Source organism: Kribbella sp. NPDC104218, assembly GCF_055584105.1.
Map to the genome: position 1 here is coordinate 1,713,875 of NZ_JBVJMQ010000001.1, position 20,237 is coordinate 1,734,111.

Annotated in this window: 17 protein-coding genes; 9 read left to right on the forward strand and 8 right to left on the reverse strand. The window is 68.5% G+C overall.

The window, feature by feature from the left end:
- Nucleotides 1–12: 12 nt before the first annotated feature.
- Together ACZ6ZD_RS08210 and ACZ6ZD_RS08215 are read right to left on the reverse strand one after the other, a co-directional pair.
- Nucleotides 13–2,238 (reverse strand): transglycosylase domain-containing protein, encoded by a 2,226-nt coding sequence (locus ACZ6ZD_RS08210; protein WP_465669644.1) that lies wholly within the window; start codon nucleotides 2,236–2,238, stop codon nucleotides 13–15.
- 120 nt (nucleotides 2,239–2,358) lie between these two features.
- A complete protein-coding gene (locus tag ACZ6ZD_RS08215) occupies nucleotides 2,359–3,843 on the reverse strand; it encodes a short-chain fatty acid transporter (RefSeq protein ID WP_465669646.1) in 1,485 nt (494 codons plus the stop codon).
- 215 nt (nucleotides 3,844–4,058) lie between these two features.
- Here ACZ6ZD_RS08215 and ACZ6ZD_RS08220 point away from each other — a divergent pair, with 215 nt between their 5' ends.
- From ACZ6ZD_RS08220 to ACZ6ZD_RS08245, 6 genes are all read left to right on the forward strand, one after another.
- Nucleotides 4,059–4,640: a helix-turn-helix transcriptional regulator gene (locus tag ACZ6ZD_RS08220; protein ID WP_465669648.1), complete on the forward strand. Its 582-nt coding sequence runs from the start codon at nucleotides 4,059–4,061 to the stop codon at nucleotides 4,638–4,640.
- A complete protein-coding gene (locus ACZ6ZD_RS08225; protein WP_465669650.1) occupies nucleotides 4,637–5,716 on the forward strand; it encodes an inositol-3-phosphate synthase in 1,080 nt (359 codons plus the stop codon). The genes ACZ6ZD_RS08220 and ACZ6ZD_RS08225 overlap by 4 nt, the downstream gene beginning before the upstream one ends.
- Nucleotides 5,717–5,726: 10 nt before the next feature.
- Nucleotides 5,727–6,557 (forward strand): DUF72 domain-containing protein, encoded by an 831-nt coding sequence (locus ACZ6ZD_RS08230; RefSeq protein ID WP_465669652.1) that lies wholly within the window; start codon nucleotides 5,727–5,729, stop codon nucleotides 6,555–6,557.
- Nucleotides 6,558–6,622: 65 nt separating this feature from the next.
- Entirely contained in the window at nucleotides 6,623–6,775 is a 153-nt protein-coding gene (locus ACZ6ZD_RS08235; protein WP_465669654.1) for a hypothetical protein, read from the forward strand.
- Nucleotides 6,772–7,683, forward strand: a complete 912-nt coding sequence (locus tag ACZ6ZD_RS08240; protein WP_465669656.1) for a hypothetical protein — start codon at nucleotides 6,772–6,774, stop codon at nucleotides 7,681–7,683. The genes ACZ6ZD_RS08235 and ACZ6ZD_RS08240 overlap by 4 nt, the downstream gene beginning before the upstream one ends.
- Before the next feature lie 2,107 nt (nucleotides 7,684–9,790).
- The gene (locus ACZ6ZD_RS08245; RefSeq protein ID WP_465669658.1) at nucleotides 9,791–10,969 is read left to right on the forward strand and encodes a M20 metallopeptidase family protein; all 1,179 of its coding nucleotides are present in this window, start codon (nucleotides 9,791–9,793) and stop codon (nucleotides 10,967–10,969) included.
- 52 nt (nucleotides 10,970–11,021) lie between these two features.
- On the opposite strand, the gene ACZ6ZD_RS08250 is transcribed toward ACZ6ZD_RS08245, so the two are convergent.
- Nucleotides 11,022–12,455: a pre-peptidase C-terminal domain-containing protein gene (locus ACZ6ZD_RS08250; RefSeq protein WP_465669660.1), complete on the reverse strand. Its 1,434-nt coding sequence runs from the start codon at nucleotides 12,453–12,455 to the stop codon at nucleotides 11,022–11,024.
- 152 nt (nucleotides 12,456–12,607) lie between these two features.
- Nucleotides 12,608–14,050: a zinc-dependent metalloprotease family protein gene (locus ACZ6ZD_RS08255; RefSeq protein WP_465669662.1), complete on the reverse strand. Its 1,443-nt coding sequence runs from the start codon at nucleotides 14,048–14,050 to the stop codon at nucleotides 12,608–12,610.
- A gap of 142 nt (nucleotides 14,051–14,192) precedes the next feature.
- On the opposite strand from ACZ6ZD_RS08255, the gene ACZ6ZD_RS08260 reads away from it, so the two are divergent.
- Nucleotides 14,193–14,630: a YciI family protein gene (locus tag ACZ6ZD_RS08260; RefSeq protein ID WP_465669664.1), complete on the forward strand. Its 438-nt coding sequence runs from the start codon at nucleotides 14,193–14,195 to the stop codon at nucleotides 14,628–14,630.
- A 1-nt stretch (nucleotide 14,631) separates the two neighbouring features.
- Here ACZ6ZD_RS08260 and ACZ6ZD_RS08265 read toward each other — a convergent pair whose 3' ends face one another.
- Genes ACZ6ZD_RS08265 through ACZ6ZD_RS08275 form a run of 3 tightly spaced genes read right to left on the reverse strand, consistent with a single transcriptional unit; the run spans nucleotide 14,632 to nucleotide 16,935 of the window.
- Nucleotides 14,632–15,735: a zinc-dependent alcohol dehydrogenase family protein gene (locus ACZ6ZD_RS08265; RefSeq protein WP_465669666.1), complete on the reverse strand. Its 1,104-nt coding sequence runs from the start codon at nucleotides 15,733–15,735 to the stop codon at nucleotides 14,632–14,634.
- A complete protein-coding gene (locus ACZ6ZD_RS08270) occupies nucleotides 15,732–16,148 on the reverse strand; it encodes an acyl-CoA thioesterase (RefSeq protein WP_465669668.1) in 417 nt (138 codons plus the stop codon). The genes ACZ6ZD_RS08265 and ACZ6ZD_RS08270 overlap by 4 nt, the downstream gene beginning before the upstream one ends.
- Nucleotides 16,149–16,167: 19 nt before the next feature.
- Nucleotides 16,168–16,935: a glucose 1-dehydrogenase gene (locus ACZ6ZD_RS08275; protein WP_465669670.1), complete on the reverse strand. Its 768-nt coding sequence runs from the start codon at nucleotides 16,933–16,935 to the stop codon at nucleotides 16,168–16,170.
- A gap of 57 nt (nucleotides 16,936–16,992) precedes the next feature.
- Between ACZ6ZD_RS08275 and ACZ6ZD_RS08280 the strand changes: the two genes are divergently transcribed.
- On the forward strand, nucleotides 16,993–17,652 hold the full coding sequence (locus tag ACZ6ZD_RS08280) for a TetR/AcrR family transcriptional regulator (RefSeq protein ID WP_465669672.1): 660 nt from the start codon (nucleotides 16,993–16,995) through the stop codon (nucleotides 17,650–17,652).
- Nucleotides 17,653–17,680: 28 nt separating this feature from the next.
- Entirely contained in the window at nucleotides 17,681–19,009 is a 1,329-nt protein-coding gene (locus tag ACZ6ZD_RS08285) for an MFS transporter (protein ID WP_465672642.1), read from the forward strand.
- On the opposite strand, the gene ACZ6ZD_RS08290 is transcribed toward ACZ6ZD_RS08285, so the two are convergent.
- The gene (locus tag ACZ6ZD_RS08290; protein ID WP_465669674.1) at nucleotides 18,911–20,095 is read right to left on the reverse strand and encodes an ABC transporter permease; all 1,185 of its coding nucleotides are present in this window, start codon (nucleotides 20,093–20,095) and stop codon (nucleotides 18,911–18,913) included. The genes ACZ6ZD_RS08285 and ACZ6ZD_RS08290 overlap by 99 nt on opposite strands.
- Nucleotides 20,096–20,237: the final 142 nt, after the last annotated feature.

The following is a 20,237-nucleotide window of genomic DNA, read 5'->3' on the forward strand; positions in this document are numbered from 1 at the left end:
GGCGTGGCTGGACTACTGACCACCACCGCCGCCACCCTCACCCGGCGGCGGGTCCTCCGGGTCGGGGTCGCCGGTCGGGAAGGTGATCGTCGGCCGGCCCGGCGTCTTGGTCGGCGGTGTCTCCGGCGGCTTCGGCGTGTTCGTGTTCGGCGGCGGCGAGTTGGTGGTCGGCGGCGGCGTATTGGTCGGCGGCGGCGTGACCGTCGTCGGCGGCGGCGACTTCGGCGTGTTCGTCGGCGGCGGCGGCTTCGGGCTGTCCTCGAGCTCATCCTCCGGCGGCTCGGTGAACTCCTGGTCGGAGACGCCGTCCAGCGCGGGCTGCATGAAGGCCATCCAGGTCTTCAGCGGCCAGTTGCCGCCGAAGAACGCCGGGTCGCTCGAGTACGGGTCGAGGTCGGATTCGCCGATCTTGCCGGCTCGGTAGATCACCGCGGTCGACAACGACGGGGTGTAGCCCGTCCACCAAGAGGTCAGGGTGTCGGTGCCGGCCTTGCAGCCGCCACAGGCGGAGTCCGCCTTGCGGTGCTCGAAGCCGACGCCACCGGCGGTCCCGGTCTTACCGGCCGACGTCTGGTCGAGTTTCTTGGCGCCGTTACCGGTGCCGTCCTGGACGACCTTCGACAAGATGAAGTTGACCCACTGCGCGGTCCGGGCCTCGAAGGCCTGCTTGATCGGGAGCTTCTTGTCCTCCCACACCACCTTGCCCGTGCGGTCGGTGACGCTCTTGATCGTGTGCAGCTCGACCTGCTTACCCTCGGCGGCGAAGGTCGCGTAGGCGTTGGCCATGTCGACCGGCGAGGCGTACGGGTCCGGACCGAGGACGGTCGCCGGGTTCTCGCGGCCCTTCTCCAGGACCTTGGTCTTCGGGATACCGGCCTTCTCGGCGGCGTCCACCAGCTTGGACGGGCCGTCCTCCATCTGCTTGTCGACCAGGTCGTAGAACGCGGTGTTCACCGAGTCCTTGGTCGCGTCGACCAGATCGACGACGCCGTAGTCGTGGCTGAACTCGTTGTTGAACTCCTGGCCCTGGACCTCGATCGGACTGTCACCCTGCAGATTGCGCTCCCACGGGTTCCAGCCCTCGTCGATCGCCGCGGCCACCGCGAACGGCTTGAACGTCGACCCCGGCCGGGCCTTCGACGTCGCCCAGTTGAGCTGGTTCTTGAGGAAGTCCGGACCGCCGTACATCGCGACCAGCTGGCCGGTCCCGGGTTTCACCGCGGCCATCCCGACGTGCAGCCCGTCGGTCTTCTTCGGCAGCCGCTCGGTGGCTGCAGTGACCATCTGCTCCTGCAGATCCTGGTCGAAGGTGGTGACGAACTTGTAGCCGCCGCCGGTGATCTGGTCCTCGGTGTAGCCGCGGCGGATCAGCTCTTTCTTGGCCATGTCGAGCAGGAAGCCCTTGGGCCCGGCGTACTTGTTGCTCTTCTTCGGCTTGTTGATCGTGGGCAGCGCCTTCGCGTACTGCTTCTGCTCGGCCTCGGTGATCGTGCCGCTGAGCCGCATGCCGTCGAGGACGTAGCGGTAGCGCTGCAGGATCCGCGGATGGTTCGCCTTCACGTCCACGTCGAACAAGGTCGGGTTGTTCAGCACCGTGGCCAGCAACGCGGCCTGCGGGACCGTCAGCTTGCTCGGGTCGGAGACCCGGAAGTAGGCGTTACCGGCGGCAGCGATGCCGTACGCGCCCTCACCGAAGTAGATCGTGTTCAGGTAGCCCTCGAGCGTGTCGCTCTTGTCCTGCTGGCGGCTCAGCTTGGTCGCGATGAACAGTTCCTTGAACTTCCGGGACGCCGTGCGCTCCTGGGTCAGGTACATGATCTTCACGTACTGCTGGGTGATCGTCGAACCGCCCTGCAGCTGCTCGCCGCGGGCGATGTTGAACGCGGCCCGGGCCATCCCCTGCGGCGAGATGCCGGGGTTGGTCCAGAACGTCCGGTCCTCGGCGGCGAGGACGGCGTCCTGGACCCGCTTCGGGATCTTGTTCAGCGGCACCGACTTCCGGTTCTGCTCGTAGAAGGTGCCCATCGTCTGGCCGTTGGACCAGGTCACGGTCGAGGTGTTCGCCTCGAACGCCGTGTTCCGGTCCGGGAGCCGGGTCTTCTGGTAGATGATGAAGAAGGCCGCGGTGCCGAGGATGATGCCGAGGCAGCCCAGCGCGGTCAGCCAGCCGAGCGCGCGGACCGCCCAGCGCCGCTTGTGGCGGCGCGGCGGAGCGGCCTTTCTACGAGCTTCACTCACAGTGCGGTCCTCGACGATCTCGCGGAAGTCATTGCCCCACAGACTACGGCGGGTGTGGTAACGGGCCCGAATCCGCTCCGGATGCTAACAAGTCACCGGTTCCCGGGCGAACTCGTGTGATCAGCCGGTCACATGCGGTGCCAGCAGCGTCACCGCGATCAGCGCCGCCGGGAAACAGGCGAGGAACATGGTGAAGGTGTAGCCCATGATGTCGCGCGCCTTGAGCCCGAGGATCGCGAGCGTCGGCAACATCCAGAACGGCTGGAGCAGGTTCGCGCTCGCCTCGCCGAGGTCGTAGACGACGACCATCCAGCCGGCGTCCACCTTCAGCTCGTTGGCCGCCTCGAGCACGTACGGCGCCTCGATCACCCATTTACTGCCGCCGCTGGGGACGAAGATGCCCAGGACGCACGAGTAGATCGCGATCAGCGGCGGGAACAGGAACTGGTTGCTCGCCTGCACCAGCCAACCGGCCAGCCGGGCCGAGATCCCGGTGTAGGCGATCATCCCGAAGATGCCGCCGTACAACGGGAACTGGAGCAGGACGCCGGCCGCCGCGGGGACGCCGTCCCGCACCGCGCGGACCATCCGCCACGGCCGCCAGTGCAGGAACAGGGCGAGCAGGAAGAGGATCAGGTTGACCGTGTTCAGGTCGAGCGCGCTGAAGAAGCTCTTGCCGTCGAAGTAGCGGACCAGATAGACGACGCCGAGCGCCACGATCAGCAGCGTGAACAGCGGTGAGTGCTCCAGCCAGTCGCCCGGCCGCCGCTGCTCGTTCTCCTCGCGCTGCCCGTTGTACGCCGAACCGCGCCCGATCAGCGGTTTCAGCTCGATCCCGAGGTCGTCCGCCGTCCGCGAGCTGGCCGCGCCCGGCGCGATGAACCAGGCCATCGCGACGCCGACGACGTACACCAGGAGCGTCGCGACGAGCGCCTGCCAGGTGAAGATCGTGTCGCTGAGCGGGATCAGGCCGGTGGCGCGGCCGCCGGCCTTGATCACCTCCTGCACCGGGGCCGGGCTGCTGCTCGCGCTGGCGACCTGGAGCGCCGCCGAGCCGGACAAGCCCTGGGCCCAGACCGTGCCGAGGCCGAGGAACGCCATCGCGCCGAGCGCGCGGTAGTCCGCCTTGGGCACGTTGCGAGCCACCTCGCGGGCGAGGATCGCGGCGAAGATCAGGCTGAAGGCCCAGTTCAGGTACGAGGCGAACATCGCGACCGCGGCCACGAACGCGACCGCGGAGCGGGGGTTCTTCGGGATCCGCGCCAGCCGGGCGATCAGCCGCGCGACCGGGCCGCTGGTGGCCACGGCGTACCCGCCGATGATGATCATCGCCATCTGCAGGGTGAACGTGATCAGGCTCCAGAAGCCGATCCCCCAGGCGTCCACCAGGCCGAAGCCCTTGGTCGCGGCCGGGTCGTCGGGGCGTTTCAGCAGCGGCTCGCCCGTGAACAGCCCGAACAGCAGCACCACGAAGGTGCCGACCAGGACGAAGCCGAACGCGTCCGGCAGCCATTTCTCGGTGAATGCCGTGAATCGCAGGGCGACGCGAGCCAGCGGCCCCTCACCCTCGACCTCGTGTCTCGCGTGTTTGCCGTGGTCGGTCATGACCCTCCGCTCCGGGACCGACGCAGTGCGTCACCCGATTAACGCATCTGGGCGGCTGACGTAACAGCTTCTCCCGGCGCGTCATTGATTCGGGGTGACAAAGGCCGACTTTGTCATGAGTTGTCCACAGCTCGGAGCTCTGCTTACAGTGGCGAAGCGATGTATCGAACCGATACATCAGGTTCTGACAAACTGGACCGAGGAGGTGGTGGGTGATGGGAAATCGCAGTGGCGTCCTGGAGCTCGCCGTACTCGGTCTGCTGCACGAAGCGCCGATGCACGGCTACGAGCTCCGCAAGCGCGTCAACGCCCAGTTCGGGTGGGGTCGCGTGCTGTCGTTCGGGTCGCTCTACCCGTGTCTGAAGGCGATGCTCCGCAACGGCCTGATCACGGCCGACTCCGGTACGCCGGAGTCCGGGCGCAGGCCGAAGATCGTCTACACGATCACGGCCGACGGCAAGGACCACTTCGCGCAGGCGATGCACGACGCGGGTCCGTCGGCCTGGGAGGACGACACGTTCGGCGTCCGATTCTCGTTCTTCGGCCGGACCGATCCGGCCACCCGGCTGCGCATCCTCGAGGGCCGGCGCGCCCGGATGGAGGAGCGGCTGGCCGGCTTCCGGTCGGCGATGAGCCGGACCGCGGAGCGGATGGACGCCTACACCCTCGAGCTGCAACGGCACGGCCTGGAGTCGGCCGAGCGCGAGGTCCGCTGGCTGAACGAGCTGATCGACGGCGAGCGCAGCCGGCACGCCTCCCCCCAACCCCCACCGCCTGACCAAGGAGATACCAGATGAGCTCGATCCGGGTAGCGATCGTCGGCGTCGGCAACTGCGCCAGCTCGCTCGTCCAGGGCGTGCACTACTACCGTGACGCGAAGCCCGAGGAGCGCGTCCCCGGTCTGATGCACGTCCAGTTCGGTGACTACCACGTCCGCGACGTGGAGTTCGTGGCCGCGTTCGACGTCGACGGCAAGAAGGTCGGCCTGGACCTGGCGGACGCCATCGGCGCCAGCGAGAACAACACGATCAAGATCTGCGACGTGCCGCCGACCGGCGTCACGGTTCAGCGCGGGCACACCCTGGACGGCCTCGGCAAGTACTACCGCGAGACCATCACCGAGTCCGACGCGGCCCCGGTCGACATCGTGGCGGCGCTGCGCGAGGCGCAGGTCGACGTCCTGGTCTGCTACCTCCCGGTCGGCTCCGAGCAGGCGGCGAAGTTCTACGCGCAGGCCGCGATCGACGCCAAGGTCGCGTTCGTCAACGCGCTCCCGGTCTTCATCGCGGGCACCAAGGAGTGGGCGGACAAGTTCACCGCCGCGGGCGTCCCGATCGTCGGCGACGACATCAAGTCGCAGATCGGCGCCACCATCACGCACCGCGTGCTGGCCAAGCTGTTCGAGGACCGCGGCGTCACCGTGGACCGCACGTACCAGCTGAACGTCGGCGGCAACATGGACTTCAAGAACATGCTCGAGCGGGACCGCCTGGAGTCCAAGAAGATCAGCAAGACCCAGTCCGTCACGTCGCAGCTGGTCGACGACATCGAGCCGCGCAACGTGCACATCGGCCCGTCCGACTACGTGGCCTGGCTGGACGACCGCAAGTGGGCGTTCATCCGGCTCGAGGGCCGCAACTTCGGCGACGTCCCGCTGTCGCTGGAGTACAAGCTCGAGGTCTGGGACTCGCCGAACTCGGCCGGCATCATCATCGACGCGATCCGCGCGGTGAAGATCGCCAAGGACCGCGGCGTCGGCGGCCCGATCCTGTCCGCGTCGTCGTACTTCATGAAGTCGCCGCCGGAGCAGTACGCGGACGACGTCTGCCGTGAGCTGGTGGAGAAGTTCATCCGCGGCGAGGTCGAGCGCTAAGTTCTGGGGTATGCGGCTCCACGTGGGATGTGCTCAGTGGACACATCCCGCGTGGCCGCAACCGCCGCGCGCGAAACTCGCGTCGTACGCGTCGTGGGTGAACGCGGTGGAGAGCAACACGACCTTCTACGGGATTCCGGCCCGCTCCTCGGTGGAGAGCTGGGCCGCGCAGACCCCGCCGGATTTCCGCTTCGTGGTGAAACTGCCGCAGATCATCACGCACGAACGGCGGCTGAACGACATCGCCGTCCCGTTCCACGCGTTCGCGGCGGCGGTCGAGCCGCTCGGGCTGCGCAACCACGCGATGTGGGTCCAGCTGCCCGCGTCGTTCGCGCCTGGTGACCTGGGCATTCTCGACGCGTTTCTGCGTGGGGCGCCGCGCGAGCATCGGTACGCCGTCGAAGTCCGGCACCGGGCCTTCTTCGACGACCCGCGCGCCGCGGCCGCGCTGGAGCAGATCCTGGTGCGCGCCGGCGCCGAATGGGTTCCGTTCGACACCGTCACGCTCTTCGGGCAACCCGCGAGCAGCCTGGCCGAGCGCGACGCCTGGATGAAGAAGCCGCGCGTCTCCCGGCGGACGGTCGCGCTGACCGGCTCGCCGATCGTCCGGTACATCGGGCGCGACTCGGTACCCGAGACCGTCGACGGGTGGGCGTATCTGGTCGAGCTCGTCGTCGGCTGGCTTGGCGAGGGGCGCTCGCCGACGATCTTCCTGCACACGCCGGACAACGTCGAGGCGCTCAACCTGGCCCGGCGCTTCCACGCGACCGTTGGGGAGCTCGTTCCGGGTCTGGGCGCGCTCCCCGAGCCGGTCCCGGTGGAGCCTCCGACGCTGTTCTGAGTGGGTTATCCACAGGTTCGAAATCGGTGGTCGGGGATGGGGTGAATCTCCATATGTTCCCTGGCATGGAATCCCTGGAAGAGCGCAAGGCTCGCACCGAATGGCTTCTCACCGAGCTGCGCCGGCTCGCGACCGCCGCCGACGACCCCACCCAACAGACCAACCTGCACCGCTCGGCAGACTCCCTGATCCGCCTGATGACGGCCTACCGCCGATGAGCCCTCGATCGCTGGAGGAGCTGTTGCTCTGCAGCGGCGCGGCCGCGCTGGAGCTCTCCGGCGCCGGCCAATCCGCCTGGAACGGTCAGGTCGTCGACGCCACGGACGGCGTCCTCGGCCTCGCCCATTGGGACGGCACGCTCCATCTCGACCGCGAGTACATCCTCGACCCGCTCCAGGAGATGTACGCGCTGGCCGGCAAACACCACCCACCCGTCGTCCTGGCCCACTACCGCGAGGCGCTCGCCACCATCCTCCACGAACACTCGCATTTCCTCGGCCCGTCCGGCGCCACCCAGGAGGGCGCCCGCGCCGGCTTCACCCGCCCCGGCAGCCGCCAGCTCGAAGAAGGCATCGCCGAAGCCTGGTCCCAGGACCACCTGACCCCCTACCTGACCGCCCTCGGTATCCACAAAGTTGCCCCCGGCATCGAAAACCTCCGCACCCAGGGCTACTACCCCGCCTACGTAGCCGCTGCCCGCCTCCTCACCACCGACCTCGACACCCGCAACAACCTCACCCCCGGCACCACCCTCCGCACCCTCAACAACCAAACCGCCGAACACCAACTCCACACCCTCGCCACCCTCTACTACCTCTCCACCCCTCTCCCCACCCTCGAACCCACCGGCGCCCCCACCCGCGACCACCTCGAATCCCTCCTCCGCACCACCCTCCCCACCCTCGACGCCCAAACCCTCCTCCCCCACCCCCAAGCCACCGCCCAAGCCCGCCAAACCACCCAAACCCTCCTAACCCGCCTCCAATCCGACCTAACCCGAGCCACCACCTTCCAAAAAGCCTTCGCCGGCCTCCCCACCCCCACCCACACCCCCAAACCAACCAACGCAACCACCCAAGCCCGCACCCTCACTCCACCAACACCACAACTCCAACGAAGCACATAAGCCGAATCCCCACCCGACCCCGCTCACCGCACCCCCGCCAACCGATCCGTGAGCGGCCTTCACGCGCCGAACACCCCTCGCCCGCAGACCGTCAGCCCCGGCCACCCGCCCATCGATGTCCCCCTCGACAGCAGCCCCCGGCCCCACGCGTTGCGAGAACCAGTTGGTTCCCCCAGCGACGCTCAATCCCCACCGAACAAGCGACCACCCCGCCCACATAGCGGCCACCTGGCCCCGGCTCTACCCGAGAAAGGCCAGCCACAGACAAGCCCACCCACGACAGACGCCGCCCTCACGCCCATCACACTCGCCCCACCCTGCACCCCGCGCGCCTGCGCGGTCAGCTGTTCCTTTGCAGAACAGGACCGCTACGCAAGCTGACTCCACACGCCGACCGTCGAGCTCAGCCCTCACACATCAGCCTGCCGAACTTGCGGCCCTCGGCCCGCCGGCGCGCTGTTCTACGTCCATCGCCCGGCCAAGTGCGCTGCGCGGAACATTTGCGTCGCATAGCGGCGCTTTGCTTCCGCCCAACGAAGCGCCGGCCCCACTCACATCGCGGCCGCCTGACCCCGGCTCTACCCGAGGAAGGCCAGCCACAGACGAGCCCACCCACGACGGACGCCGTCCCCACGCCCAGCACACTCGACCACCCCGGCGACCCGCGCACCTGCGCACCTGCGCACCTGCGCACCTGCGCGCGGTTAGCGCCTGTGCGGGACCGGAACCGCTTCGTGAGTGGTCCGTCGCACGCCGACCGTCCGAGCTCGGACCTCGTACATCAGCCGGCCGAGCTTGCGGCCCAGCCGTCCTGGCTGACCGGGCGGTGCGTGCGGCCTCGGCCAGCCTGCGCGCTGCCTGCCGTCAGTTGCCTGGCCACGTGCGTTGGACGGAACATTTACGTCGCCTAGAGGCACTTTGTTTCCGCCTAACGACGCGACGTCCCGCTCGCATCGCGGCCGCCCTGGCTCTGGTGGGGTTCATCCACGGACGAGTCCACCAACGGACGCCGTCCTCACGGCCGTCACCCGGCTCAGACCGTCGGGCCTCGCACCTGCGCACGGTTAGCTGCTCCTTTGCAGGACCGGAGCCACTTCGTGAGCTGGCGCGCCGGCCGTCGAACGTTGCCCGCATACATCAGCAAAACGAACGTGCGACGCGCTCGGCTCACCAGCGCGCTGCTTGACGTCTGTGCCCGGCCACCTGCGCTGTGCGGAACATTCGCGTCACCTAGAGGCACTTTGTTTCCGCCTAACGAAGCGACGCCCTGCTCGCATCGCGGCCGCACTGGCTCTGGCGGGGTTCACCCACGGACGAGCCCACCAACGGACGCCGTCCTCACGACCGTCACCGCCGCCGCCGGTAACCCCGGTCCCAGTCACTCATCGCCCGGACGTCGGACAGGTACTCGGCTCAGTCCGCCGGACCTCGCACCTGCGCGTGGTTGGCTGCTTTGCAGGTCGGAACCACTTCGTGAGCTGGCTTCGCGCACCGGCGGTCTGGCTCGGGCCTCGTACATCAGCCCGCCGTGCTTGTGACCCTCGGCCAGCTGCCTGACGGCTATCGCCCGGCCACGTGCGTTGCGCGGAACATTTGCGTCGCATAGCGGCACTTTGTTTCCGCCTAGCGGAGGGCCGTTCCGCTAGCATCGCGGCCGCACTGGCTCTGGCGGGGGTCACCCGCGGACGAGTCCGCCAACGGACGCCGTCCTCACGACCGTCACTCGGTTCAGGCCGTCGGACCTCGCACCTGCACGTGGTTAGCTGCTTTGCAGGTCGGAACCGTTTCGTGAGCGCGTCGCGCGCGGACTGTCGGACTCGGCCGCGCGCGTGTCGCCGTCGTCCTCGAGGGCAGTGCTCGGGGCGCGTGTTGTGTGGAACGTTTGTGTCGCTTGGCGGCTCTTTGTTTCCGTCTCACGAGGGGGCCGCACCGTTCGCGCCGTGGGTGGGTGTGTGGCGGGTCTGTTGGGGGCTGCGGGTGAGGGGCAGGTCTGGGCGGGGTTGTCGACGGCCGTGGGTTCGTGGGGCTGGGCTTGGTTTGTGGGCGGGCGGGGGGTGGGTGGGCTGGGGGCGTGAGAGGTTGGGGGGACGCGAGAGTGGAGGGTGTTGTGGAGTTGGTGCGGGAGAGTTTGGGGTTGGCGGCGGGGTTGGTGGGGTTGCGGCGGGAGTTGCATCGGGATCCTGAGGTGGGGTTGGTGTTGCCGCGGACTCAGGGGCGGGTGTTGGAGGCGATTGCGGCGTTGCCGTTGGAGGTGACGCGGGGGCGGGAGGTTTCGTCGGTGGTGGGGGTGTTGCGGGGTGGTCGGCCGGGGCCGACGGTGTTGTTGCGGGGGGATATGGACGCGTTGCCGGTGGTGGAGGAGACCGGGCTGGAGTATGCGTCGGAGAACGGGAACATGCATGCGTGTGGGCATGATCTGCATACGGCGGGGCTGGTGGGGGCTGCGCAGTTGTTGAGTGCGCATCGGGAGGAGCTCGCCGGGAATGTGGTGTTCATGTTCCAGCCGGGTGAGGAGGGGCTGGGCGGCGCGGGGTACATGTTGCGGGAGGGGTTGCTGCAGGCGAGTGGTGAGACGCCGATCGCGGCGTACGCCGTCCATGTGTGGGGTTTGGCACCGAAGGGGCTGTTCCAGACTCGGCCGGGGACGATGATGGCCGGCTCGAATCAGTTGCATGTGACCGTGCACGGGCGCGGTGGGCACGGGTCGACGCCGCATACGACGGCGGATCCGGTGCCGGTGGTGGCTGAGTTGGTGGGTGCGTTGCAGACGTACGTGACGCGGCGGGTGGATGTGTTCGACCCGGTCGTGATCACCGTGACGCAGCTCAAGGCCGGGATCGCGATCAACGTCATCCCGAACGAGGCCACGCTGGGCGCGACCGTGCGGACGCTGTCGAACGAGACGTTCGAGCAGTTGTCCCGGGAGCTGCCGGCGTTGGCCGCGTCGATCGCCGCGGCGCACGGCTGTACGGTCGACGCCCGCCTGGACCTGCAGTATCCGGTCACGATCAACGACCGCGAGCGGACGCCGGAGACGCTCGCGAAGCTCACTGAGCTGTTCGGCCCCGAGCAGGTCGAGGTATTGGCGAACCCGCTGATGGGCGCCGAGGACTTCTCGATGGTGTTGCAGGAGGTGCCGGGTTCGTTCGTGATGCTGGGCGCGCGTCCGGACGACGTACCGGCGGCCGATGCGCCGTCCAACCATTCGAGCGTGGTCCGGTTCGACGACGACGTGCTGCCGTTGCAGGCGGCCGCGCTGGCACACCTGGCGATGAGTCACTTGTAGGAGGACGGCCTGCGGCCGGCCGACGCCAGATGTCGGCCGGCCGCAGGAGTCCTCAGGAGGTGGCGAGGTTGAGCGTGTAGATGCCGCGGCTGCCGTAGGTGGAGTAGCCGGTGTTGAGCGGGCTGCCGTAGCCGACGTTGTCTACGCGCAGGTAGTAGGTGCCCGCGGTGAGGTTGGCGGTGACGGCGGCGTTCAGGCCGGTCGGGGTACCGGCATCGGTCTGGCCGGCGGCCGGGTCGTTGGACGCGACGACGGTACCGGCGCTGTTCAGCAGATCGAGTTTGATGTCGAGGTTTCCGCCCGAGGCGCTGCCGTTCGCGGTCGCCGTGTAGTTGCCTGCGGCACCGACTGTGACCTTGTAGACGTCGGTGTCGGTCTCGGTCGCGATGTAGCCGGTCACCGGCGTGCCGACGGTCAGCGCGGCGGCGGCAGCGGTCGTGTCACCGGCTTCGTCGGTGCGCAGGCCGAGGCCGTGGCTGCTGATCACCGCGTAGTCGTCCTCGGTGTTGTTGGCCTCGGCGTACTCGCCCTTGCTCCACTGGCTGATCCCGCGGTAGTAGCCCACGCCCATGATCGGCGCCCAGGCGTTGTGGCCCTGGTAGTAGCCGACGGACGGCGTCCCGTCGTGGTTGAGGCCGACGTTGTGACCGGCCTCGTGCGAGGCGGCCTCGGCCAGGTTCTTCGCGCCGGTGCCGACACCGCGGGTGAAGACCAGAGCGGGCTGGTAGTAGGCGTGCTGGTTGGTGTTGTCGTAGACGCCGATGTACGCGACACCGCCGCATCCACAGCCGGACTGGTACCAGGTGTCCGGGTCGATCAGCACGCGCGTGCCGTACTGCTGGTCCGCCGAGCCCGACCGGTCGATCGCGGACTGCGGGGGCGCCTGCGTGGTCACGTCGACATCGAAGGCGGCGTAGTCCTCCGCAACCCGCGCCCACACATCGCGTACGACGTCCTGCTCGGCAGTGCTGTAGTTCGCGGGGTCGCCGTCGGTGTCGTACGGCGAGACGTTCACCGGGTCGATGCTCTTGGCCGAGTTCCAGGCCGTTCCGGTGATGGTGTGCCCGTCGAAGTCCAGGTAGATCACCTTGTTCGAGCCGGGCTTGCTGTGCAGCTCGAACGCCGGACCGGTCGCACCGGCGACCGCCTCGGTCGCCCAGCGCGGTGAGGGCTCTTCGGCCTGCTGCGCCTTGGTCAGCTGCGGCTCGCGGAAGAAGAGGCGGCTGCCGGCGTCGAGCCAGGCGGTCTTGTCGGTGGCAAGTACGCGTTGCAACTGGTCCGCGGGCATTCCGTTGCGCTGAGCGACCTCAGCGAGGCGGCTCTGCACTTTGCCGAGTGCGGCGACGCCGGGGGTCGGCTGACCGAGCAGCTGGTCGAGCGGGCTTTGCTGTGCGTCGGCGCGGGCTCCGGCCGTGATGGCCAGTCCACCGAACACAACTGCACCGGTGCAAACGAGCGCACCAGTACGACGGATAGATGTACGCATCCGATTCCTTCCAGGGGTTTGGGCGGTCAGTCCCCCCAGGACGAAAATCCCCCAAAACAAAAGAAGAAAAGCAGCGCCTTCGGCGCGGGAAAGGGATGGACCCGGGGCCGTCGATCTCGGTGGGAACGGCGGCCCCGGGTTGCTCAGATGTGTCAGCTGACGCGGACCGTGTAGGCGCCGCGGCTGCCGTACGTCGAGTAGCCCGTGTTGAGCGGGCTGGCGTACCCGACGTTGTCGACGCGCAGGTAGTAGCGACCGGCGGTGACCTGGCGGCTGATGCTGGCGCTCAGACCGGTCGGCGTGGCCGAGTTGCTCTGGCCGGCGGCCGGGTCGGCGGTGGCGACGACCGCGCCGCTGCTGTTCAGCAGGTCGAGCTTGATGTCGAGGTCCGCACCGGACGCGGCCGCGTTGGCCGCGAAGGTGAAGGTCCCGGCCGGCAGGTCGATCGCGAACACGTCGACGTCCGAATCACTCGCGTAGACACCGCTGACCGTGCTGCCGCGCGTGATCGCGGTAGCGGCGGCCGTGGTGTTGCCGTGGTCGTCGGCGCGCAGGGCGAGGCCGTTCTGGCCGATGACGGCGAAGTCGTCTTCCTTGTTGTTCGCGTTCGAGTACTCGCCCTTGCTCCACTGGCTGATCGCCTTGGAGTAGCCGACGCCCATGATCGGCGCCCAGGCGCCGTGGCCCTGGTAGTACCCGACGGACGACGTACCGTCGTGGCCGAGGCCGAGGTTGTGACCGGCCTCGTGGGAGGCGGCCTCGGCGATGTTCTTCGCACCCGTACCGACACCGCGAGTGAAGACCAGAGCTGGCTGGTAGTACGCGTGCTGGCTGGTGTTGTCGTAGACGCCGACGTAGGCCACGCCGCCGCATCCACACCCGGACTGGTACCAGGTCGTCGGGTCGATCAGCACGCGCGTGCCGTACTGCTGGTCGGACGAGCCGGAGCGGGTGATCGCCGCCGCGGACGGCGCCTGCGTGGTGACGTCCACGTCGAACGGCGCGTAGTCCTCGGCGATACGGGCCCAGACATCGCGGACGACGTCCTGCTCCGCGGTGCTCCAGTTGTTCGTGTTGCCGTCGGTGTCGTACGCCGTGACGTTCACCGTGGCCGGCTTGCCGCCGGTGTTCCAGGCGGTGCCGGTGATGGTGTGGCCATCGAAGTCCAGGTAGATGACCTTGCTCGCGCCGGGCTTGCTGTGCAGCTCGAACGCCGGACCGGTGGCCGCGGCAACCGCCTTGGTCGCCCAGCGCGGGGACGCCGTACTGGCCGCACGCTCAGCGCCGGTGGCGACCGGCTCGCGGTAGAACAGCTTGCCGGTGCGGTCGAGCCAGCTGGTCTTGTCGGTGGCCAGGATGCGCTGCAGCTGGTCGGCGGGGATGCCGTTGGTCGCAGCGAGCTCGGTGAGTCGGGACTGGACTCGGCCGAGCGCGGCCTTACCTTGAAGCTCCTGGCCGAGCAGCTGGTCGATCGGGGTAGGGACGGGCGCGGTCTGCTGGGCGCCGGCAGAGTTGCCGGCGACAACGGCCAGGGCGCCGAAGGCTACTGCTCCGGCGCCGACGAGCGCAGCGAAGCGATGGGGGCGGGTGTGCATAAGGGGTCCTCCTCAGGGACTCCGCGTGTCTCACTTGACTTGCCTCACGAGCGGTATGCGAGATCACACTGTGCGTAGCCTGCCCGATGGGTTGCCCCGCTGTATACATTTTTCGCCGGATTTAACGTTCAGTGGAGGGTCGATGCGGTACGTGATGATGTTCCGATCCAGCGCGAAATCAGAGGCCTGGGCGGAGCCGAGTGAGCAGAGCCTGACCGAAATGGGTCTGGTGATGGCTGAGATGGCCGAACAGGGCGTCCTGATCGCCGGTGAGGGTCTGTTGCCGAGTGATCGCGGCTTCCGGCTCGAGGCGACCGAGGGCAAACCACGGGTGATCGATGGGCCGTTCGCGGAGACCAAGGAGCTCATTGCCGGCTTCTGCCTGATCGAGGTCGGCTCCCGCGAGGAGGCGCTGGAGTGGGCGCAGCGCTGCCTGGCGGCCGACCATGGGAACTGCGACGGGCTGGAGATCCGGCAGGTCGCGACCGCGGACGACTTCGGCGACAACTTCACTCCCGAGGCGCGTCAGCGTGAGGAAGCGACCTGGGCGGTGCTGGAGGACCGGCGGCGCGGCGAGTAGGTCAGAGCACGAGCACCTGGCGGATCGACGTCCCGGCCGCCAGGGTGTCGAAGGCGTCGTTCAGCTCAGTGAGGCCGACCGTTGCGGTCAGCAAGCGATCCACCGGCAGGCGGCCGGCCTGGTAGAGCGCGATGTAGCGCGGGATGTCTCGGCTCGGTACGGCGGAGCCCAGGTAGGAGCCCTTCACCGTGCGCTCCTCCGCTACCAGGCTCACTGCGGGCACGCTGAACGACTGCGACGGATGCGGCAGCCCAACCGTGACTGTGGTCCCGCCGCGACACGTCGCGGCGTACGCCTGCTCCAGCACCTTCGCACTGCCGACAGTCTCGAGGGCGTAGTCGGCCCCACCCGCGGTCGCCGTCCGAATCTCCTCGACCGCATCAGGACCGGCCGCCACAGTGTGCGTAGCGCCGAGTGAACGGGCCAGCTCAAGCTTCTCCGGTACGACGTCCACCGCAACGATCGGATGCGCACCAACCAGCACTGCGCCGAGCAGTGCGGACAGCCCGACCCCACCGAGCCCGAAAACGACCGCACTCCGCCCAGCACGGACCTGCGCCGTGTTCACCACCGCACCGACACCAGTCAGCACAGCGCACCCGAAGAGCGCAGCGATCTCCGGTGGCAGCGTCGGGTCGATCTTGACTGCCGATCGCGCCGAAACCACAGCGTGGTCGGCGAAGCCGGAAACACCCAGGTGGTGATGCATCCCGTCCAGACGCCGTACGCCGGACAGCAGCGTGCCAGCCGTGTTCGCAGCCGCACCCGGCTCACAGAGTGCAGCACGCCCCTCGGCACACGGACCGCACTCACCACACGCCGGTACGAACGCGAAAGCCACCACATCTCCAGCGCTGAAGCCAGCCGCCGACGACGAGACCACCTCCCCCGTCGCCTCATGGCCGAGCAGCATCGGCATCACCCGCGGCCGGGAGCCGTCGATGACCGACAGGTCCGAGTGGCACAGCCCAGCAGCCCGGATCCGCACCAACAGCTCGCCCGGGCCAGGCGGCGCCAGCTCAACCTCCTCGACCTGCAACGGCCGGGACTCGGCGTACGGCTTCGGCAGACCCATCTCCCGCAGTACGGCGCCGCGCACGATCATTCCGCGATCCCCTCCAGTGCCTGCCGGATACCCGCCGGGATCGGTACCGGACGCCGATCCGCGCGGTCCACGAACACATGCACGAACCGCCCGGTCGCGGCCGGCTCGTCATCCGCCTCACCAAACAGCCCGATTTCATACCGAACACTCGAGTTCCCGACCCGCCCCACGCGCAGCCCGGCGTCCACCACCCCCGGAAACTCCAGCGGCGCCTTGAACGTGCACTGCGACTCCACGCACAACCCGATCACCCCACCACCGTGAATATCCAACCCACCGACCCGAATCAGGAAGTCGTTGATCACCGTGTCGAAGAAGCTGTAGTACTCGACGTTGTTCACATGCCCGTACACGTCGTTGTCCTTCCACCGCAACGTGATCGGCAGGAAGTGCGCAAACCCGGACCGGTCCATACCGTCACGATAAGGCCGTTCAGTACTTGAGCGCCGGGCCGAGCAGCAAGCCGCCGTCGACCACGAACTCGGTACCGGTGACGAAGCCGGCCTCGGCCGAGGTGAGGAACAGCAGTGCCCGCGAGATCTCGTCCGGCTGGGCGAGCCGCGGGATCGCGTAGGGCTCGGCCGAATACAGCGCACTGATCGGCTGGACGCCGGGAGCGGCCGGCTCATGGATGAACGGCGTGGAAGCGACGCCGGGATGCAACGAGTTGACTCTGATCTGGTCGCGGCCCAGCTCCAACGCGGCGGACCGGGTCAGACCGCGGACAGCCCACTTGCTGGCGGCGTACGGCGCGTAGTAGCTGGAACCGACGTTGGCCATCGTCGAGGCGACGTTGACGATCGAGCCGCCGCCCGCGCGCCGGATCGACGGCGCCACCGCCCGGATGCCGAGGAACTGGCCGGTGACATTGATCGCGAACGTCCGCTCCCAGGTCACCGGCTCGGTCTCCTCGATGGTCGCCGGCGCATGCTGGACGCCGGCGTTGTTGACCAGAATCGACACCGGCCCGAACGCGGCCTCAGCAGCTGCGACCGCCTTGGCCCACTCCTTCGGCTCGCGGACGTCGAGCGCGATGAACCGGGCCTGGTCGCCGAGCTCGGCAGCCAGCACTTCTCCCGCCGCGCGGCGCCGCCCGGTCAACACCACTCGCGCGCCCTCCGCGACGTACGCCCGGGCGTGGCCGGCGCCGAGACCGCTCGTCGCCCCGGTGATGAACACTGTCTGATCCTGAAAACGCATCGGAGTACCTTCCGTCAATGGTGAGCTGAGCGACTCACCTCACCATAAGGATAGAAGGTGAGTCAAGCGACTCAGCTCGGGGTGTGCCAGACTCGCGCCATGACGCCGTCCGCCTATCACCAGCAGCTGGCCGCGGCGAAGCGGCGGGCCCTGGTCGAGGCGGCCACGGAGCTGTTCCTGCGTTCGGGGTACGACAAGACGTCGCTGGCGGCGATCGCCGACGCGGCGGGCGTGTCGAAGGCGACGCTCTTCAAGCAGTTCCCGACCAAAGCGGCACTGTTCGAAGCGATGGTGACCGACTTCTGGCAGCTCGACGAGCCCGCCAAGGAGATGCCGCCCCGCGGCGACCTGCGGACCGGGCTGACCGTGCTCGGCCGGCGGTACGTCGACCTGCTCGTCGACCCGCGGATGGCCGCGCTGTTCCGGATCGTGATCGCGGAGGCTCCCCGGTTCCCCGAGCTCGGCCAGACCCAGTTCCGGCTCGGGAAGGCGCCGTTCTTCGACTCGGTCCGGCGGTACCTCGACGCCGAACAGGCAGCCGGTGGAGCCGACCTGACCGATCCGACCATCGCGGCCAGCCAGTTCCTCGGCATGATCGCGGACTACGTTTTCTGGCCACGGATGCTGCTCGTCGACTGGGATCCGAGCGAGCAGGCGATCGCCGAGCTGCTGGATGAGGCGGTCACGACCATGCTGGCCCGGTACGCCCCGCGCTGACCGGGGTTAGGGTGCTGGCGTGCGGTTCATGCGGGACCTTGGGGCGTTGGTGCGGCGGGTGGGCTTTCGGCGGCTGTTTGCGGTTCGGCTGACGTCGCAGTTCGGTGATGGGGTTTTTCAGGTCGCGCTGGCGTCTTATGTGTTGTTCTCGCCGGAGCGGGCGCCGGATGCGGCGGCGATTGCTGGGTTGTTCGCGGTGGCGTTGTTGCCGTACTCGGTGCTTGGGCCGTTTACCGGTGTGTTGCTGGATCGGTGGTCGCGGCGGCAGATCTTGTTCGGGGCGAATCTGACTCGGGCTGGGTTGGTTTGCGTGGTTGGCGCGGTGGTTGCGAGCGGCAACGCGGGTGTGCCGTTCTATTTGGCGGTGCTGCTCACGCTGGGGGTCAACCGGTTCCTGTTGTCCGGGTTGTCGGCGGGGCTGCCGCATGTGGTTGACCGCGATGAGCTGGTGATGGCGAACGCGGTTACGCCGACGTCCGGGACGGCGTCCTTCCTCGTTGGCGGTGGGGTCGGGGCCGGGGTGAAGTTGCTCGTCGACTCCGATCTGGCTGTGCTCGGGCTGACTGTGATCGTGTACGTCGCCGCCGCGCTGCTCGCCTTGCGGTTGCGGCGCGACCAGCTGGGCCCGGAGCTGAGTGGCGACGAGCCTGGGGTCGTCGAGGCGATCCGGAGCATCGCGATCGGGTTGGTCGACGGCGGCCGGCATCTCAGGGAGCGTCGGCAGGCTGGGCTCGGGCTGGCCGCGATCGGCTCGCTGCGGTTCTTCTTCGGGCTGATCACCGTGCAGATGATCCTGCTGTACCGCAACTACTTCTACGGGCCGGGTCAGCTGGACAAGGCGTTCGGCGCGCTGGCGATCGCGACCGGCATGGTCGGCGCGGGGATCTTCGTCGCCGCGCTCGTCACGCCGTGGGCGACGCGCGTGCTGGCGCTGCGGCAGTGGATCACGCTGTTGTTCGCGGCGGCCGCGGTGGTGACCGTCGTCCCGCTCGGGTTGTTCACGCAGCCGGCGATGATCGTCGGCGGGTTCCTGACCGGGTTCTGCGCGCAGGGCGTGAAGATCAGCGTCGACACCCTCGTGCAGACGGGTGTCGACGATGTCTATCGCGGCCGGGTCTTCTCGTTGTACGACATGATCTTCAATGTCGGGCAGGTTTCCGCGGCCGCGCTCGGCGCGCTGATCCTGCCCGACAACGGGAAGTCCTATCCGGTGCTGGCGTTCATCGCGGTCGGGTTCGCGCTGACCGCGCTGTGCTACTCACGCGCCGCGCAGCGCGGTGATCGGCTGGATGGCGGAGGCCTTCCAGGCGGGGTACGTCCCGGCGATCAGGCCGATGACCGCGCCCAGCAAGGGTGATCCGAACGCGAGCGTGTTGTCCAGGATCGGCGTCCAGTCCTTGCTCCAGGACACGCCGACGGTGAGCAGGACGCCGACCGCCGTCCCGAGCAGCCCGCCGAGCAGGCCGACGATCACGCTCTCGACCAGGAACTGCGCCGCGATATGTCTTCGGGCCGCGCCGAGGGCTCGGCGGAGGCCGATCTCGCCGATCCGTTCCAGCACCGAGAGCAGCGTGACGTTGGCGATGCCGAGGCCGCCGACGAGCAGCGCGACGGCGCCGAGCAGCAGGAACAGAGCGTTCAGGTCGGACTCGACGCCCTTGCGGACGGCGCCCTGTTTCGGCGGGGCGTCGACGCTGAGGTTGCTCGGGTTGTTCGGCTCGATCGCCTTCGGCGCCTGACCGGCGATCAGCTGGGCGGCGCCGACGGCGGTGCGGATCTCGATCGCGTCCGGCGCCTTCAGGTCGTACGCCGCTTTTGCCGTCCCGTTCGGGATGATCAGCGCGTCGTTCAGCTCGGCGCGGCCGGAGACCGAGTCGAGGATGCCGATCACGGTGTAGGGCTCGTCGCCGATGAAGACGGCCGGCTGGCCGTCGACCCGGTTGATGCCCAGGCGCTCGGCGGCATGCTTGCCGAGCACAACGACCTTGTCGGCGCGCTCGTCGTGACCGGCATCGAAGAACCGGCCGGTCTTGAGCGCCGCGCGGACGGCGTCGAACAACCCGGCCGAGCCGGCCATCACGTTCAGCGCCTTACCTTCACTGCCGTTCAGCCCGACGCTGCGCACCAGGTCGTCGCCGATGTTGACGGCGCTCACCGTGCCGACCGCTTCGACGCCGTTCAACCGCCCCAACCGCAGCGGCGCGTCCCACGGCAGCTCGGTCGCCGCCTCACCCTCCTGGCCGTTCTTGTCACCCGGCTCGACCACCACCCGGGTCGCCTGCGCCAGATCGAACTTCTGGCTGATCTGCCCCGCGGCCGTCTGCCCCAGCCCTACCGTCCCCACCAACGCGGCAACACCCAGCACGGTCCCCAGCGTCGTCAGAATCAACCGAGTAGGTCTCGCCGCGACACCAGCTAACGCCTCATCAAGCAGGTCCCGCACCGAGGGCCGCCCCCGCCGACCACCACCAACTTCTGTTGAGTTCCTTGGTTTGAGGAACCGCGGGGGGGGGGGGGGGGGGGGGGAGGGGGGGGGGGGGGGGAAGGGGGGGGGGGGGGGGGGGGGGGGGGGGGGGGGGGGGACG